The organism is Lewinellaceae bacterium (assembly GCA_020636135.1).
Classification (GTDB): domain Bacteria; phylum Bacteroidota; class Bacteroidia; order Chitinophagales; family Saprospiraceae; genus JAGQXC01.
Map to the genome: position 1 here is coordinate 3,521,861 of JACJYK010000001.1, position 17,358 is coordinate 3,539,218.

General features: G+C 48.3%; 14 protein-coding genes. 9 read left to right on the plus strand and 5 right to left on the minus strand.

Annotated features, from left to right (window positions below):
- The first annotated feature begins 3 nt into the window (after positions 1–3).
- Positions 4–888 (plus strand): hypothetical protein, encoded by an 885-nt coding sequence (locus tag H6570_13560; GenBank protein ID MCB9320304.1) that lies wholly within the window; start codon positions 4–6, stop codon positions 886–888.
- A 77-nt stretch (positions 889–965) separates the two neighbouring features.
- Here the strand turns inward: H6570_13560 and H6570_13565 are convergent, their stop codons facing one another.
- A complete protein-coding gene (locus tag H6570_13565) occupies positions 966–1,613 on the minus strand; it encodes a DUF4386 domain-containing protein (GenBank protein ID MCB9320305.1) in 648 nt (215 codons plus the stop codon).
- A gap of 330 nt (positions 1,614–1,943) precedes the next feature.
- Between H6570_13565 and H6570_13570 the strand changes: the two genes are divergently transcribed.
- The 3 genes from H6570_13570 to H6570_13580 all read left to right on the plus strand — a co-directional run bounded on the left by H6570_13570 (position 1,944) and on the right by H6570_13580 (position 5,879).
- On the plus strand, positions 1,944–2,684 hold the full coding sequence (locus tag H6570_13570; protein ID MCB9320306.1) for a hypothetical protein: 741 nt from the start codon (positions 1,944–1,946) through the stop codon (positions 2,682–2,684).
- 91 nt (positions 2,685–2,775) lie between these two features.
- Positions 2,776–3,354, plus strand: a complete 579-nt coding sequence (locus H6570_13575) for a DUF998 domain-containing protein (protein MCB9320307.1) — start codon at positions 2,776–2,778, stop codon at positions 3,352–3,354.
- Positions 3,355–3,380: 26 nt separating this feature from the next.
- Complete coding sequence (locus H6570_13580; protein MCB9320308.1) at positions 3,381–5,879, plus strand: hypothetical protein; 2,499 nt, start codon at positions 3,381–3,383, stop codon at positions 5,877–5,879.
- Positions 5,880–5,976: 97 nt separating this feature from the next.
- Here H6570_13580 and H6570_13585 read toward each other — a convergent pair whose 3' ends face one another.
- Together H6570_13585 and H6570_13590 are read right to left on the minus strand one after the other, a co-directional pair.
- A complete protein-coding gene (locus H6570_13585) occupies positions 5,977–6,933 on the minus strand; it encodes a hypothetical protein (GenBank protein MCB9320309.1) in 957 nt (318 codons plus the stop codon).
- A gap of 30 nt (positions 6,934–6,963) precedes the next feature.
- Positions 6,964–8,064 carry a toll/interleukin-1 receptor domain-containing protein gene (locus H6570_13590; GenBank protein ID MCB9320310.1) on the minus strand — a complete coding sequence of 367 codons (1,101 nt, stop codon included), beginning with the start codon at positions 8,062–8,064 and terminating at the stop codon, positions 6,964–6,966.
- Between the two features lie 208 nt (positions 8,065–8,272).
- Here H6570_13590 and H6570_13595 point away from each other — a divergent pair, with 208 nt between their 5' ends.
- On the plus strand, positions 8,273–9,592 hold the full coding sequence (locus H6570_13595; GenBank protein MCB9320311.1) for an amino acid permease: 1,320 nt from the start codon (positions 8,273–8,275) through the stop codon (positions 9,590–9,592).
- A gap of 693 nt (positions 9,593–10,285) precedes the next feature.
- Positions 10,286–10,795 (plus strand): hypothetical protein, encoded by a 510-nt coding sequence (locus tag H6570_13600; GenBank protein ID MCB9320312.1) that lies wholly within the window; start codon positions 10,286–10,288, stop codon positions 10,793–10,795.
- Between the two features lie 35 nt (positions 10,796–10,830).
- Here the strand turns inward: H6570_13600 and H6570_13605 are convergent, their stop codons facing one another.
- A complete protein-coding gene (locus H6570_13605) occupies positions 10,831–11,382 on the minus strand; it encodes a gluconate 2-dehydrogenase subunit 3 family protein (protein ID MCB9320313.1) in 552 nt (183 codons plus the stop codon).
- A 124-nt stretch (positions 11,383–11,506) separates the two neighbouring features.
- Positions 11,507–13,228 carry a GMC family oxidoreductase gene (locus H6570_13610; protein ID MCB9320314.1) on the minus strand — a complete coding sequence of 574 codons (1,722 nt, stop codon included), beginning with the start codon at positions 13,226–13,228 and terminating at the stop codon, positions 11,507–11,509.
- Positions 13,229–13,397: 169 nt separating this feature from the next.
- Between H6570_13610 and H6570_13615 the strand changes: the two genes are divergently transcribed.
- From H6570_13615 to ccoS, 3 genes are all read left to right on the plus strand, one after another.
- The gene (locus H6570_13615; GenBank protein MCB9320315.1) at positions 13,398–14,429 is read left to right on the plus strand and encodes a prolyl oligopeptidase family serine peptidase; all 1,032 of its coding nucleotides are present in this window, start codon (positions 13,398–13,400) and stop codon (positions 14,427–14,429) included.
- Between the two features lie 208 nt (positions 14,430–14,637).
- On the plus strand, positions 14,638–17,106 hold the full coding sequence (locus tag H6570_13620) for a heavy metal translocating P-type ATPase metal-binding domain-containing protein (GenBank protein MCB9320316.1): 2,469 nt from the start codon (positions 14,638–14,640) through the stop codon (positions 17,104–17,106).
- Positions 17,107–17,161: 55 nt separating this feature from the next.
- On the plus strand, positions 17,162–17,356 hold the full coding sequence (ccoS, locus tag H6570_13625; protein MCB9320317.1) for a cbb3-type cytochrome oxidase assembly protein CcoS: 195 nt from the start codon (positions 17,162–17,164) through the stop codon (positions 17,354–17,356).
- The last annotated feature ends 2 nt before the right edge of the window (positions 17,357–17,358 follow it).

Sequence of the window (17,358 nt, forward strand, 5' to 3'; positions counted from 1 at the left end):
GCTATGAGAAAGCAAAACTTCAACCTACTGATCGGTATGGCAATGGGAATTTATCTGGTTGGGCTTCTCAGCAGCTGTAACCCACAGTGCGATTCCCCATTTACAGTCGTAGTTAAGAGCCCGGTCAACGCGATGGGCAGTGAGATCCTGCTTCAGGCCAGCAATCCCCTCTTTACAGATCAGTTAAGGTCACGGGCGGTCTATGTGAACAATCAGCCGTTATCCTCGGACCAGGTTCAGTTTGTGGAAGGGCTGGGCCTGATCGTACGAATGCCCGATAATCTGAACGGTAATGTTAACCTGGAAGTAGAAGATTACGATTGCGGACCGTTAGGGGTACAGGTCGCCATGGAGGATCCCAGCTTTTTCATCAACAACCCCAATTACATCCTGCCCTCCCCTCCTGATATTGTCATTCCGGTAACACCACCTTCGTTTCCGCCGGACATCACCAATGCCTGGATCAGCCCACAGAATCCCGACTATTGCCTGTGGTTTGGGCCTTATCAGGAATATCCGCTGATCAAAGGCGGCAAGCTGATCCTGACAGATACCACCCGTCTGGTCGCTTCCGGCAGTTTTGAACTGAGTACCTGTGGCAATACCAGTGCATATTATTTCAACAATCCGTTTTTCGGGATCATTGATACGGTTAATAATTACATTGAGCTGACCATCGACCGGTCAGCAAAGAAGGACCTGACCACGCTCAAAGTAGAACATTTTACCGGCCAATTTATTGATATTGGCGAGACGGCTTATGCCATGGAGCCAACGCCTGAGACCGCCTGCAGCTCCAACCCGAAGCTGGAGAAAAAAGTAAACATGATGTGGCTGCTTTCACGGGAGACCGGAAGGCTGACCGTAATTTTCAAGCTGGCTTTGTAACGAAGTGGTTTTACCGCAACGATCACTTAAATCATATTAACTCCCGAGGCCGGCAGGACCTACCCACGTACCTGAATTTATGCCGGCAAGCGCGCTCCGGCAATGATCAGCCAGAGCAACCACAGAACTTCACCCATGGTCAGCGTTTCTGCTATCGTGCTCAGCCATGGAATTTGGAATCCAAGTGTATCCAGGAAAAAACCCAGGACATAACCAACGCCCCCTGCAATGGCAAACCAGCCGATGATTCTGGGAAAATAACCTGAATGGATGATCAGATAGCCCAGCGGGAATAGCCATAAACCCCAGAACAGCATCACGATCTGCAGACCGTTACCATGCAGGTCCCGCAACAATTGGAGCTGGGTCAAGGTGTCTGTGGAATGGAGCATCGACAGGGAGAACAATTCATTGAGCATAGCCATCGGCACACTTACCAGCGCCAGGATAAGCATGAGCTGGGCTGCCTGTTTGTTCGTATCCCGGAAGAACCGGAACAGATACCAGGCGGTGAGAATAAATATCAACTGGGTGATCAGGCTTCCCAGAATGCCAAGCCGGAAAAAGCTTTCCATGGACTGGATCCTTACTGCCGTTTCTGCAATATCCCCGTTCACAAATACCTGTGAAGGAACATAAATAAGGCTGAACATGCCGACCAGGGCCCAGACCGGGTAAAGGATACGTAATGTTGTAGTCAACGGTCGTAAAGAAGTTGCTTGCATAATGATTGATTAGACTATAAAGCTATAATAGGTCATTCTTAAAGTTCTCTAAATATCTATCCGAATAGCAGGTAGAATTTCATCTCAACTAAAGCACTATAATGTCAAGCCCTGAAGGTATTTTATCCTTCGCGCAGCACCAAATTCAGTTGCCGGAAAGGGATGATACCTAGACCAGGCAATGAATTTCCCCGACATACTAAACTGAGGGAGTCCACCAGAATGCAGTGGATAGGTCATGGCAAATCAATTCGCTGACCGTGAAAATTAATTAAATTGAGACTTCAAGACTTCGGAATGAAAAAAATATTCGGGAGGATACGGTTATCCATGATTAACCAAAGTAAATTCGGTAAATATATTGGCTACGCCTTTGGTGAAATCATTCTGGTAGTCATCGGGATCTTAATCGCGCTTCAAATCAATAATTGGAATGAAAACCGCAAGTCGAAACACGAGCTGGATCGCATTTATCTTTCAATCATTGACGAGATCGACAACGATGTTCAGATCCTGAATGAATATTTGCCCATCTTTGAATGGAAGGTAAATACCCAGACCCGGATTTTAAGTGGAGCCTATTCGGCAGAAGATTGGATAACCAATGATTCCTTGTACCGGTCCTTTTCTTCCTATCCGGATTTTGCCATCAGCCAGGAAAAATCCAATCTCCTAAAAACCAAAGTTGCCCTTGATGATGAGACCAGAGCTCTCAATAACCGGATTGCCGACTTCTATAATAAGTACACCGTTGATATTGACATTAAGACCAGGGAAGCGTTTACCAGCTTTCATCGCAATTATGCTTACTGGGAGGAACATGAGGAATGGTTTTTTGAGGCATTCTGGCAGGAAAAATTTGACAAATTGAGTCTTTATGCCACCCGGAGCCCGATATTTAAAAACAAAATAGGATTTTTCAATGCTTTGCTGCGTCGCCTTTACCTGGCACTGGACAGCTACCGGAAAGATGCCATATCCTTACAAAAAGAGATTGAATCGTATTTAATTATCCACCGGGATATGGAAAACCCGTCAACTTACTACACGAATCAAAATGAAGCTAAATAATAAATGGTTCGCAGGTAGCATGGTATTATTCTGAAAATAGAACCAGTGCACCCACCAACAAACAGATTAATCTATAAAAAACACTCCACCATTGAAAAAATCCAGTACAGGAAAACCGATTTATCTGCTTGCCGCATATCTGATCCTGCTGGCGGGAATCTTCATCCTGCCGGATTACAGTGCGCCTGGATATTCCATAATACGCCATACCACCAGTGAATTAGGTGCACAACAAACGCCGAATGCCTGGGTCATGAATATGACATTCATCCTGCTTGGTTTGGGCAGCCTGATCACCGGATGGGCAGCTCTAAGAAAATTTTGGTTCCACCGGATCGCGCTGTTCCTATTCAGTCTGAGCCTGATCCTCGTAGCCATCTTTCACCATATGCCCATTGATCCGGCGTTAACCTACAGTGTACGGGAAGATGACCTGCATTCCATATTCGCATCGCTTACCGGATTTTCCTTCATTGCACTGGCTTTTTCAACCGGCCTTGTCCTTTCCAAACCAGGTGCCCGCTGGTGGGCGTTCTCCATCGCCATGATGGCCGGTGTATTATCGGCACTGATCTTTTATATGCCTCAATATATGGGCCTCTGGCAACGAATTCTTTTTATCCTTTCGTTTGGCTGGATGGTCGTGGTCTATTGGAAAAGAATTGATTAATCAACAAGGAAATTGAAAATATGAACATGAAAAATAAATGGTTCTGCAGTGGTATGCTCCTGTTGTATTTTTTTCCCCTGAGCAGCGGGAATATTCTGATCGATCATCAAATTGAAACCAAATCAATATCATTCGGAAACTCCACATTACAGCTCACCCTTGAATATGGGCAACAATGCGTTATCTCCCAAATGATCCTGAATGGTCAGCAAGTTCTATCCGGCACCGCAGGCATTTATTCTGAGGTCCGCACGACCACGGACACCTATTCTTCCCGACAACTGGCTCGCGACCCCATCGTAAAATCGGGCGACCATGAAATCATTATTCGCAACATAAATTACGGTCGTGGAAAAGAATTGATTCAGGAAAACTGGCATTTCACTTTATCCGATACGGCCATCCAATTCGAAATTGAACGAAACATTTCGCAGACCATGCAGGTAGAAGAGGCCGCCTTTCCGGCATTTCATTTTGATCGCATCGATACCTGGGACGGAGCCTTCCTCAGCTACGGGGGGCTGGCCTGGTTCTACCTGTTTAATCAAAAATTATGCACCTACGGTGTTCACTCCAACAGTTCCATTTTCTGGAACAGCAAAAGCGGCAACGGGCTGCAGGTTCAGGTGGCCGATCCCGGCAAACAGGTTGCCATGAAATTCAGCCGCTCGGAAACCGATGAACTCGTTTACCACATCACGGTGTCTGATGAAGAAATGGCATCCCGTTATGAAAAAGAAAAAAGGAGCCGCTTTATCCGGGGCAAGACCGATGTCTGGGATAATTTTCAGTTGACGAAAGGCAAATCCCGGGAAACCATCACCCTATCCTACCTGAATTATCATGAAAAATACGATCGCGGCACCCTGGCCGGGCTCGATGGTCTTCAGGTGGGCAACTTGCTCAATACCGTCGCCCGTATCGGTGTCATCGACCGGAAGCTGTTTGGAGGCAACAGCTGGCATACGCCCTACGGACCGATCTGCCTCCACGAGCAATACATCGCCGAGTTTGCGATCGGGATCAACGACGAGTCCTACATTAAGGGCTACCAGGAATGCCTGGATTTCTACCGCGACCATGCCATACAACCGGATGGCCGGGTGATCGCCCGGTGGGCCTACCTGGATGAGGATGCCATCCCCGGCAGCGTGAATCCATGGGGGTTCTACGAAGCACAGTGGGGCTATCTGATGGACTCTAATTCGGACTTTGTTGCCAATGTGGCACAGGTCTATGATCTGACCGGTGACCTGGACTGGGTGGCCAGGCATAAATCCGGCTGTGAAAAAGCGCTGGACTACCTCCTGAACAGGGATAACAACGGCAACCACCTCGTCGAAATGATTACCGACTCCCAGACCGAGCGCCGCGGGAGCGATTGGATCGATATCATCTGGGCTTCGTATGAAAATGCCTTCGTCAATGCCAAGTTGTATTACGCCCTGACCTTATGGAGCAAAATCGAGGAACAGTTGCAGGACCATAGCCAGGCAATGAAATATGGCCGTTATGCTGCTGCGATGAAAAAGAGTTTCAACCTGACCACCGAAGAAGGCGGATTCTGGGATGCTCACAACCGTTGGTATATTCATTGGCGAGAGCCGGATAACAGCATCCACGGTGATAATCTGGTCGTTCCCGTCAACCTGATGGCCATTGCCTACGGCCTTTGCGATGACACCCTGCGCAGCCATGCCATCCTGAATAAGATCGAAGAGCAGACCGCGCACGAAAATTTATTTTTCTGGCCGATATGCATCTTCCCTTATGCCTTTGGCGAAGGCAATGACTGGCAGTTTCCATTTCCCAATTACGAAAATGGTGATCTCTTTTTATCCTGGGGCAGTGTAGGTGTGCAAGCTTACGCCGGGTATCAGCCGGACCTGGCCCTGAAATATGTACAAAACGTACTGGATCGTTACGACCAGGATGGACTGGCCTACCAGCGGTACGGACGCGTACATCAGGATGGATTGGGTGATGATATTCTGGCCGGAAACAGCCTGGCTTTGGTCGGATTGTACAAATCCTTGTACGGCGTCAACCCACGTTACAATCGGCTCTACCTGAACCCGCACCTTCCGGATAAATTGTCCGGGACAACGTTGCGTTACCAATTCCGCGGAGAGCCTCTGGAAATACATTTAAACACAGGCCGGTATTCCGTTTCCAATGAACAATTCAAGGTGACAGCGAACCAGGATTTTGGATTTAATGCTGGTAAAAATGAAATGGTATATTTTACGGGAAATGCTGAGCGACCGTCCATCCGGATAATGACCAGATCCCATCTTGAACTGGAAATTCAGAACTGGAGTGCCGATGAATACAGCTGGCGGCAATCATCGGATGGCAAGAATCCGGTAGACTATTTACTCCGGGTGGAGCAATCCAACACCAATTATGTGATTTCGGTCGGAGATGAAGTTATCCACGTCAAGAGTGATGACCTGAATACCGTGAATTTCTCGACACAACCAGACGGTCCATTTAAAATGATTCGGGTACGCGCAGCGAAATAAACACCAAACTCTAACTGACCGTTAAAAGTCCTTTTCGGAAATCAGTGGATGACATCAACAAAACAGAAGATTAGACCTGATCACTGATACTGTACGGTCACTGATTCAACAACACTCTTAACCCCAGGTTTATACTTGCATAGCTGTTCGGTACCACCTCCACGAATGGGCTACCGATATCGTAGCGAAAAGGATACAGGTACACCAGGGACATGCTATAGGCAAAACGTGGTTGCCACTGCAGGCCTACCCCGCCAAAAATGATCTGGCTGACATTGGAATAATTGCCCCGCTTCTGGCTCTGATTGCTCCAGACATAGCTTACCCCAGGAAACAGATACCAGGATCCACCCAGCCTTTGCACCAGGTAAAAAGATCCTGCGCCCTGATAATTGACCCGCTCGGTCGAATATTGATAGAGGCCCTGGGCCTGGACAAAGTAGTAGGAACCTTCGCCGATCTTCCGGAAAAAAGTTGACAACAGGTCCGCCGTACTCAGGTCACTGCTTAGGAGGCGCTTTACGGAAGGCGCTAGGTTGCCGACCGGAAAAGAATAACCGGCCTGGATGGTCCATTCTGGCAATGAGGCCAACGGTGTCATGCGCACCCGAAACCCCAGCGAAGCCAGACCCCGGTAAGTATACCCCGTCTCCGGGTGACCCTCGCTGAATACCCGTAACGGTGAGCTGCGCGCATCGTCGTCATCGCGGTAATGATTGTACGATGCCTCCACACCGAGATCCCACCGCTGGGAAGCGGAAAAGCCATAGATCGCCCGCAATTTCTGCTGGAAAAAAGTAGTGCGGCGACGGTTGGCGATGCGGCTGTAGTTATCCTGTGTAAATTCGTTGAATGCCAGCCAGTAGGACGTTAATCCGTTGGTAAACTGGACCTCCAACTGGTCCTTAGGCAGGATGTAGGTGGAAGCTCCGCCAATAAACAGCTGAGCTGTGGTATCCAGAAATCCGAGCGACTGCCCGGAAGATGAGGTGCCAATAAATCCGACCACAACCATGGGTAAAATAGTACGAAGGAGATGTAATCGCTTGATCATAGACAGCTGATGTACGTGTAATTTACGCAATTATCGTTTGCCGTTCCAGTAGAATTTTTTCGGGTCGTTGCCGACCGTATAATAACCCTCAAAATGGTCACCTTCCAGCTTCCAGGAGAAGGTGCCTTCCTGGGGGCTCAGCAGTTCGATGGTCTTCCATTTACCCTCCAGACGCTTGCCGTTATTGGAGACGGTCAGGTCAAACAGTTCATTGGAGGAGATGGACTGATCGGCATAAAGGTTGGACACGGTTCCGGTCAGGCGGTTCTTGTCCATGCTCAACTGAATGTCACCCCGGATCGGATCTCCCTCGCTTTGCACTTCCTGGTGCCAGGTTCCCACCCATGCATCGTAGTTTGGCGCATTTGAAGTGATGACCCTGGTCGGCCGGAACAACCATATACTGACCATGAGGATCAATACGACCACCGGTGCTGCGTAGACCCACCATTTGACCTTTCCGGACTTTTTATCACGCCACTCCAGCTGGGTAGCTGTCTCCGGAAGAGGAATCCGTTTCAGGGCATCCTGGATCTGCTTGACCAGGCTTTCAAAGTTTTCTTCGGTGTGCAGCCGAATATTAAGGGTATTGATATCCCGCAGAATGTAAGTCAGCTTGGCGATGTTTTTACGGATATCGCCGTATAAATTGAGGTCATCGGTGATGCCTTCGATGTAGGACAGAGAACGGAGCTCGCGGATCTTTTCTTCCAGCTCGAACGACTGATTTTCCCAATATTTAACCAGTTCGATCCGCTCGGTCGATTTGGCGATGTTCACCTCATCGAGTACCACCGGGAATATGCGGTCCATAAACCGCTCGTTGTTGTAGATCTGCAGCAACTCGAACATACAATACTCGGAATGCAGGTACTTGTTGCTGAGGATGATGATCACGGCCTTGGACTTGCCCAGCTCATCCATAAAAGACCGGATGCTACCCCGGTACTGCAGGTCCTTGTGGTCGTAGACCAGGTTGATCTTTTCATGCTGGAGGCGGTCGACGATCTTCTTGAGGATGACGTCGCTCTCCCCTCCCCAGGCATGCGATATGTATACTTCGGGTGAAGCCATAGGCCAGGCGATCAATTGATTAGGAAAAGGTACGAAAAAGCAGGATAACGTGTTCACGAACGTGTTTAGGTGTTTCCGTGTTTCGTCTCCATAGGAAGTTTAGGAATGCCAGGCATGCAATCCACATCCTACGGGATAATCTGTGTAATTCTGGCCGGGAACTGATTTGCGGATTAAGCTGATTGTTGAGAACACCGAATCGCGAATACCATACCAGCAATTCTGAATTGCCTATCTTCGATCCCCATACCGGAACACTGTAACCATGGCAGAACACACCACTAAGTCGCTGAGTCTGATCGAGGTCGTTTCGATGGCAGTCGGGTCGATGATCGGAGCAAGTATTTTCTCCATCTTTGGGTTAGGAGCTGAGATAGCTAAAAATGACATGCCACTGGCGTTCATTCTGTCCGGACTTTATGCCCTGGCTGTCGCTTATTCCTATGCCATCCTGGGGCGTAAAATCATCTCAAATGCAGGGCCGATCGCATTCATTCTCAAAGGATTGGGTGATGGTATAACCACGGGCGCATTGAGTATCCTGATGTGGTTAAGCTATGTCGTCTCCATATCACTTTTTCTTAAGGGTTTTGCCGGATATCTGCTGCCCTTCATTCATGTGGAACCCACCGCCCTCCATGTCGGAATTGTTGAAGTCCTACTGATCTTGTTCTTCATCGGCTTAAACTTCCTTGGCAGTAAGGCTGTCGGCAAGGCGGAATTCTACATTGTAATGATCAAACTCAGCATCTTGCTCGTCTTCATTTTGGGTGGTTTTTTAACCATAAAATGGAATCTTGCTAAACCAGGTTTTGATACCGTTCATCGGCATGGCACTCTTAATGCTTCCATCTTATTTTTCCTCTCGTACATGGGATTCGGCCTGATCACCAATGCTTCGGAGAATATGACCAATCCGGTCAAAAATGTACCACGGGCCATTTATCTGAGTATTGGTGTCGTCATGGTCTTTTATGTCTCCATAGCACTGGTCACGATAGGCAACTTACCCCTGTCTGAAATTATCAAAGCGCAGGAAAATGCGTTAGCTATTGCTGCAAAACCGTTTTTAGGAAATTTCGGTTTCGTACTGATTACCATCGGAGCTCTGTTTTCCATTTCTTCGGCTCTCAATGCCACTCTGTTTGGCGGTTCGAACATTGCTTATTCGCTGGCGAAGGATGGTGAATTACCTGCCCTTTTCGACCGGAAGATCTGGTTTAAATCGACCGAAGGGCTGTATCTGACAGCAGGGCTTGGCCTGGCATTCGCCTTGTTTTTTAACCTTGAAGCGATTGCATCCATCACCAGCGCTGTGATGACGGTAATTTACATCGCCGTATTATTGTCCCATTTAAACCTGGCCAAACAATACGGTGGTCATAAGTGGCTAATCATCCTGAATCTCCTGGTATTGTTTTTTGTATTTATTTCCCTGCTCCATTATCAATGGAATGCGCAAAGAAGTGCATTTTATGCCTGCGTGATCACTTTTCTGGGCGCGCAGGCTCTTGAGTATTTATACCGTAAATTCGGGCAACGTACAATGAGCTTTGCTTCTTCCATAAAGCACCATCCTGAATAGTTATAACGCTTTAAGTGGTTAACTTTCCAAATCATATTTGGTTCTTAGGTACTATTGTAATTACTCTTTAACAAGTTAGGGAAAGAAATTTTATGTAACTCCAATTGTTCCGAAATGTAATTCTGGTTGCAAGGGTCGCTGCTTGGCGTATTCGTTCATTTTTGTTCCGGCAAAAACGAACCAAAAACCTCGATTCACGCAAAACTCACCTTAGCGTTCAGTGCAACTGTATGGGGTCCTGGATATTAAGTTCTTCGGAGTCACCATTTTAGCGGCATGCGCACGCCTCACCGTCTTTCGACGGCAGCAAAAATGCTGTTTTTGAATTGTTCAAACAGTTGCGTGAACCCTCTGAAGAGACGGTTGTATCTTAAAACAACCACTTCGAATAAAAGAAATGCAAAAAGCGGTAGCTTTAAAAGTTTGGCTCAAAATTGCAACCCCAAAAGGATGACAATTAGTAGAACTTCGAAATATTCTTTGACCTAGGCCTTGAAAGCCTGAGTAGTTTAGTAATAAATTAGCGCTGGCTACAGCATTGGAGGGCTGCTGTAATAGGCAAGATTCTACATAACCAACTGATAATCTATAAATTGCGCAAAATGATTTAATCACGGTTTAACCACTCAACGCGTTAGTAATAATCTACACATTTATTAATCCCTTAGTTTAATAATTTATACTATCTGAATTATGACAAAAGAAATAAATGCCCCAAATTATATTATTTCAATTCTTATTTTATTCGGACTAGCAGCTTGCGCACAGACAAAGAAATATACTCCAAATTATTTCACAATTTTAGATCAAACTGAAGGTAGAACTGTTTTAGACCAATTCTCCAGGACATCTCCCACCAAAGTCGAAAATTTCTTCACACCTACCTCAAATGAAGTTTCTGTATTGGAAAATAACTTCAGAAAACTTCTTAAAACAAAATCCATAGACTGCTGCAATCCAGCCGTTCAAATAAAAAAGCTAAACAGGACTGTATTTCAGTATACCGGATTAATCATTGACCATAAAAAATACATTTATATCAATGCTTTTCAAATCGATTCGCCCGAAGACCTTTATAATTATTACCCGGATTGGCAATCCAAACCAGTGATCATTTGTGATGGAGGTGAGTCGGTTTGGGGAGTGCTGTTCGATCTTACTGAAAAAAAGTTCTTACAACTCTCATTCAATGGTGAAGCTTGATTCAACCTTTTAATTAAATTAATAAATAGCATCCCTCACAATGCCCACGCCTTCTCGCCTTTCGTATAGGGAATACATCCATCATAACGGCCGGGCACCTGGACATATCGCAGTCCCTGGGTAGCTCCAATCTCCGATGTAAAATATCCAAACAGGACGAGCTGCTTGATCATGGTGAAGTAATGAAAACCGCCATCGGCCTGGGCAGCTTTCGCTTCCTGGTCCAGGGAGACGAGGAATTTTTCACGCTCTGCCGGATCCCCGGCCATGAAGGTCTTGCCGGTGGATTTCCGGCATTGCTCTTCCAGGGTAGTCAGGCCCTGGCTAAATGCATTCTGCTGCTTTTCGTTGTAACAATCTTCCACCATCAACGCCATAAACGGACCAACCCCGGCCGCCTTAGCCCCCGGAATATCGGTGTCCGGCAAGATCGTGTCGGCAATTTCATCCATCAATAAGACATCCTGGGATGAAAACAATCCTGTTTTCGCTTGCGGGTTTTTACATCCGCTGATTAACCATTCACCACCCACTACAGTTGCACCGGTGATGATGGCTATCGAGCGTAATAGAGTTCTTCGATCCATAGTTGATTTTTGTATTTTTTTATCTCATCCCCAAAACCCACATCTTATACCTGCTCCTCATACCTCACACCCCGCACCTCACACCCTTTTCCCTTTACCCTTTACCTTTTACCCTTTTCCCCCTCTACAGCTCCCCCTTCCTCAACTGTTCTGCCGCATAGTTAGCCGCCCTGGCCGTCAGGGCCATAAACGTCAGTGAGGGATTCTGGCAGCCGGTGGTCGGCATGCAGGCTCCATCGGTGACAAATACATTGGGACAGTTGTGAAACTGGTTCCATTCATTCAGCAGCGAGGTCTTCGGATCCTTTCCCATCCGTACCCCGCCCATCTCGTGAATATCCAGCCCGGGGGCCTGCTGGGAATTCCAGGAAGATATATTTCTGCAACCCCCAGTCTCCAGCATTTCGGATGCCTGGGTGATAAAGTCTTCGGTCATCATCCGGTCGTTGTCGTCGTAGTCCACATTGGTCACCAGTAAGGGCATACCCCAGGCATCTTTTTGATCAGGGCTGAGGCGTACTTCATTGGTGATCTTGGGAATGGTCTCCCCCTGGATCATCATCGAGACGAACCACGGTCCCGGTTCAGCGATAGCCGCTTTAAATCCGGCGCCGATTCCGGATGTGTCACTCCCATCAGCCTGGCCTCTGCCAGCGCCATAAAAGGACATGTAACCGCGCTGGAAGTCCATCTCCTGCTTATACACATTGCGGAAATTTGGCAGCATCGGCTGGGTAGGCCGGCGGCCATAATAATATTTGTCCTCTGGCCCATCGTAATCCCCATTGACCAGTCCGCGGTAGTTGTGAAACAGGATGTATTTACCCAATAAACCATGATCATTGCCCAGGCCCTGTGGAAAGCGTTGAGAGGTCGAGTTCAGCAATAGCAGGTTGGTATTCAGGGTAGCCGCATTGACGAACAGGACGCGAGCGTAGAATTCAGTCATCTCCCGCGTATGGGCATCGACCACGCGTACACCCGTTGCTCTTCCCAGGTTGTCGTCGTAAATGATGGAATGGACCACGCTATCCGGCCGCAAGGTCAGGTTGCCGGTTCGTTTCGCCCAGGGAATGGTCGTGGAATTGGAGCTAAAATAAGCGCCAAAAGGGCATCCCCGTTCGCACAGTGAGCGGGCATTGCACTTCGTGCGCCCCTGCTGCAGGTGGATCTCCTGAGGTTCGGTGAGATGCGCACACCGGCCCTGAATGACGTGCCGGTCCGCAAACTTGGTCATGATGCGGCTCTGGATCTCTGTCTCCACACAATTCATCTCCCAGGGAGGAAGGAATTCACCATCGGGCAGGGTTTCCAAACCGTCGTAATTACCGCTTATCCCGGCAAATCGCTCCACATGACTGTACCAGGGAGCCAGATCATCGTAACCAATGGGCCATTCGTAAATGCCATCGCGTGCCGGGCCTTCAAATTCAAAGCGGCTCCACCGCTGCGTCTGCCGGGCCCACAACAAGCTCTTACCTCCCACCTGATAGCCCCGGATCCAGTCAAATGGTTTTTCCTGGATGTAAGGGTGTTCCTGATCTTTTACGAAGAAATGCTGTGTGGCATCGTTAAATGCATAGCAGCGGGCGACCACCGGGTTGGCCTCCAGGACCTCCCTTGGCATCCGGAGATGGTGTTTGAATTCCCAGGGTCCCTGCATCGCGGTCGGATAATCTATCAGGTGTTCCACATTGCGCCCCCGCTCGAGTACCAGTGTCTTCAGGCCCTGATCACACAATTCCTTGGCTGCCCAGCCACCGCTGATGCCGGAACCAATAACGATGGCATCGTAGGTGTTGGAGGCAGTTCCTGAAGCATTGACGTTAACCGGAGATTGATCCATGTTGTATGGCTTATTGTCTCCACAAGTTAAAAATATACTCCCGGGTATTAATCACTGACGCTTAGGATTTACTGGTTCGACCATCCTGACCCATTGTCCCAAATCAGTCCATTTTGTTCATTCAAATAAATCCCCGGATGTGTATATTCAGCGATCAAAGTCAGAAACTATGAAAAAATGGCTCGCCAGTACCGGATTGGTCATCCTGTTCACCATTACCGGAATGGCTCAGGACCTGAAAGGTTCGGTTCGAATGGACTCCCTGTATTCGAAAAGTCTGGAGAATACCATGGGAGAACACCCAACCCGGGCGTTAGGTATCTACCTGCCTCCGGGCTACGAGACTTCTATAAATCGTTATCCGGTCATCTATTTTTTACACGGGTTCTTTGGCGATGCAAACATGCTCAAGCCCATCGCCGACATCCTCGATTTTGCCATCGCTACGCAGCGTATCCGCCCATTTATCCTGGTCATACCCGATGAGAAAACAACCTATCAGGGTAGCTTTTACAGCAATTCCGGGGTATACGGCAACTGGGAAGATTTTACGGCCATAGATCTGGTTCAGTATATGGATCAGCATTACCGCACCCTGGCAGATCGCGACAGCCGTGGCATTACGGGCCACAGCATGGGCGGTTACGGTGCCCTGAAGATCGCCATGGACCATCCGGACGTATTCAGCAGTGTCTATGCCTTAAGCCCCGGAGCGCTGACGATCGTGCGCGAGTATGGCCCAAACAGTGACACCTACCGGGAGCTTTCCACCATCCACAGTGTGGAAGATTTGAAAAAATCCTATTTCGGACAGGTTATCGTGGCCCTGGCGAAATCGTGGTCACCTGATGCGGCCAATCCTCCTTTTTATTGTGACATCCCTTTTGAATACCAGGAAGATAGCCTGATCGTCCATCCGGAGGTACTGGAGAAATGGTACGCCAACATGCCCGTCCACATGATCGACAGCCATCTGGAGAATTTGCAAAAACTACGAGCCATTAAACTGGACTGGGGACGCAATTCCGGAGAACGGTTTACGCAGCAGTGCAAGATGTTCAGCGAACGCCTGGAGAATGTAGGAATAACTCATTTCGCAGAAGAATACATTGGTACCCACACCAGCGGCATCTACACCCGGGATGGCCGGATACCTCAGCAAATGCTGCCTTTTTTCAATTATTACCTGAAATTCGATTGAGCGCCTTTAAAATTGGAAATCTTGCGGAACCATGCCAAGTTTGGCTTTGCTCGTATTTTCATCACAGGCAGGGAGGGCATCAGAGCAGGCATTCAAAAATCACGCGATGAATTTATTTACCATACATGGATTACCGGATGATATAAATCATTTTGTAATTTGAGTGCCGTCAAATTTCAATAGACATCTTCGAGAGATTTTTGCAGCCATGAAAGAATCGCCTGTTGAAATCAGCGTTTCAGAGCGAAAACCAACCTGTGTCCACTGTGGAGAACCTTGTGACACCACGCATATCGTCCATAATGATCAGGACTTCTGCTGCGAGGGATGTCAATGGGTCTATCAGATCCTGCACGACAACAATCTCCAGGAATATTATAAGATACAACAAGCTCCCGGCATCAACCAGCGGGTGCGCGAAGCCACGGACTATGCATTCATGGACGAACCGGAGATCCGGGACAAGATCATTGACTTTGCCAGCAGTCACCTGATCAAGGTGACGTTCCATTTGCCAGCCATCCACTGCGCATCCTGCATCTGGCTGCTGGAGCACCTGTACAAACTGGTCCCGGGGGTAAGCCTGTCACAAGTTGATTTCCTGCGTAAAAAAGTGACCATTCATTACGATCCGACCCAGGTCAGTCTTCGACGGGTCGCCGAAATGCTGGAACACATCGGCTATGCTCCTTCACTGAACATGGGACAGCTGGAGGAGAAGAAATTACCCATTGTACCCCGAAAATTATATTATCAGTTGGGCGTGGCCGGGTTCTGCTTCGGCAACATCATGCTGCTCAGCTTTCCCGAATACCTCGGCATTGAAGGAGACCAGGCCAGCCATTGGTTCAATTACCTGAACTGGGCTCTGGGCTTACCCGTTCTGCTGTATGGAGCACAGGATTATCTGAAATCGGCATGGCAAGGGGTGAAAAACGGTGGGTTGAATATGGATGTGCCTATCACACTGGGTATTATAGCCCTCTTCGTTCGCAGCACCATTGATATTTTCGGGCATTTCGGCAGTGGTTATATGGATAGTCTGGCCGGCCTGGTATTTTTCCTCCTGATCGGCAAATGGTTTCAACAGAAGACCTTCCATCATTTATCGTTTGACCGGGATTACAAATCCTACTTTCCCATTGCCATTTCGGTCTGGGAGGATGAACGGTGGATCACCGTTCCACTTTCCAGGGTCGTTCCCGAACAGCGGGTTCAGATCAAGAATAACCAATTGATCCCGGCAGACGGTATCCTGCTCACACCAGCAACACAGATCGATTACAGTTTTGTGACCGGCGAATCCGAACCGGTTTTCAAGCGCGCAGGAGACACCCTGTATGCCGGAGGCAAGCAGATCGGCAGTCCCATTGAAATTCAGGTTACCAAAGCCGTGGGCCAGAGTTATCTGCTGCAACTGTGGGAGGACCGGGCTTTTACCCAAAAGAAAGAAACCCGTGATCACCGGCTGGCGGACCAGATCGGCACCTACTTTACGATGGTGATCCTGGCCATTGCCGCCATCACCTTCATCTACTGGTCAGGCAAGGACCTGAATATGGCTTTGGTAACCGTCACGTCCGTCCTCATCATCGCCTGTCCATGCGCTCTGGCCCTGGCAATCCCGTTTACCTACGGGAATGTCATGCGATTATTGGCCGATAAAAACATGTATTTGCGGAGCACCCGGATCATCGAAGAAATCCAGCGGTTGACGCACATCGTGTTTGACAAGACCGGCACGCTTACAGCCATCAATGATTACCACATCATGTATCAGGGCACGGCCCTGGATCAGGAGGGAGCTTCCCTGGTCCGGTCGGTAGCCCACGCCTCGACCCACCCGTTAAGCCAACAACTGGACCATTACCTTCAGACACATGTCTTGCTGACCATTACGGATTTCCATGAGGAGCCCGGACTGGGTGTACGTGCGATCGTTGATGGCCATGAGGTACGCATCGGGTCAGCTAGCTGGACCGGAGCGTCGCATCAGGTTCATCAGGGAAAACAAATCGTACATGTTGCCATCGATGGATTGTACCAGGGTTATTTTCTGTACGAATCAAGGTACCGGTCCTCCTGGAGAAAGACCATCAAGGCCCTCTCCCGGGATTACCAGTTATCACTCCTCTCCGGGGACGGGGACCGGGAGCTAAAACGGATCCGGTCCGTATTTCCCGCTACCAGCAACATCCTTTTCAACCAAAAACCTAAAGATAAACTGGAATACATCCGGGCATTGCAGAACACCGATCAGCGAGTGATGATGATCGGCGACGGGATCAATGATGCCGGGGCATTACAGGCGAGTGAAGTAGGTATGGTGATCACGGAAGATATCAACAACTTTACACCGGCTTCCGATGCCATCATCCACAATGGCCTTTTCCCTTACCTTCCACAACTCATCCGGTACATCCGGCTAAGTCGGCGGGTGGTTTTTGGTGCTTATTTTCTGGCATTGTTGTATAATGTGGTCGGACTGAGTTTTGCCGTGCAGGGATTGCTGTCACCGCTGGTAGCAGCCGTACTGATGCCGATAAGCAGTGTAACGATGGTACTTTATGGCCTGACTGCCAGTACGTTATTATTCAGGACAATGAAATTAAATGAACTGCCGCAGGCAGATTGGGTCCAAACAAAAGTGGATGATTTATATCAATTTTCGACGTGAGTAACATCACATTTAATAAATATATGCATTCTATCTTGCATCTAAATTTGGCTTCATGGGGGTAATATTTTTGCTTATCGGCATAAGTCTTATCGTAGCAGGTGGCTTTCTTGCCGCTTTCATCTGGGCTGTGCGCAGTGGCCAGTATGATGACGAATACACCCCTAGCGTCCGTATCCTCTGGGACGACAAAAAACCTGAAAATTCATCATCTATCGATAACAATTCTACAACCGTTAACAAATCTTAAGG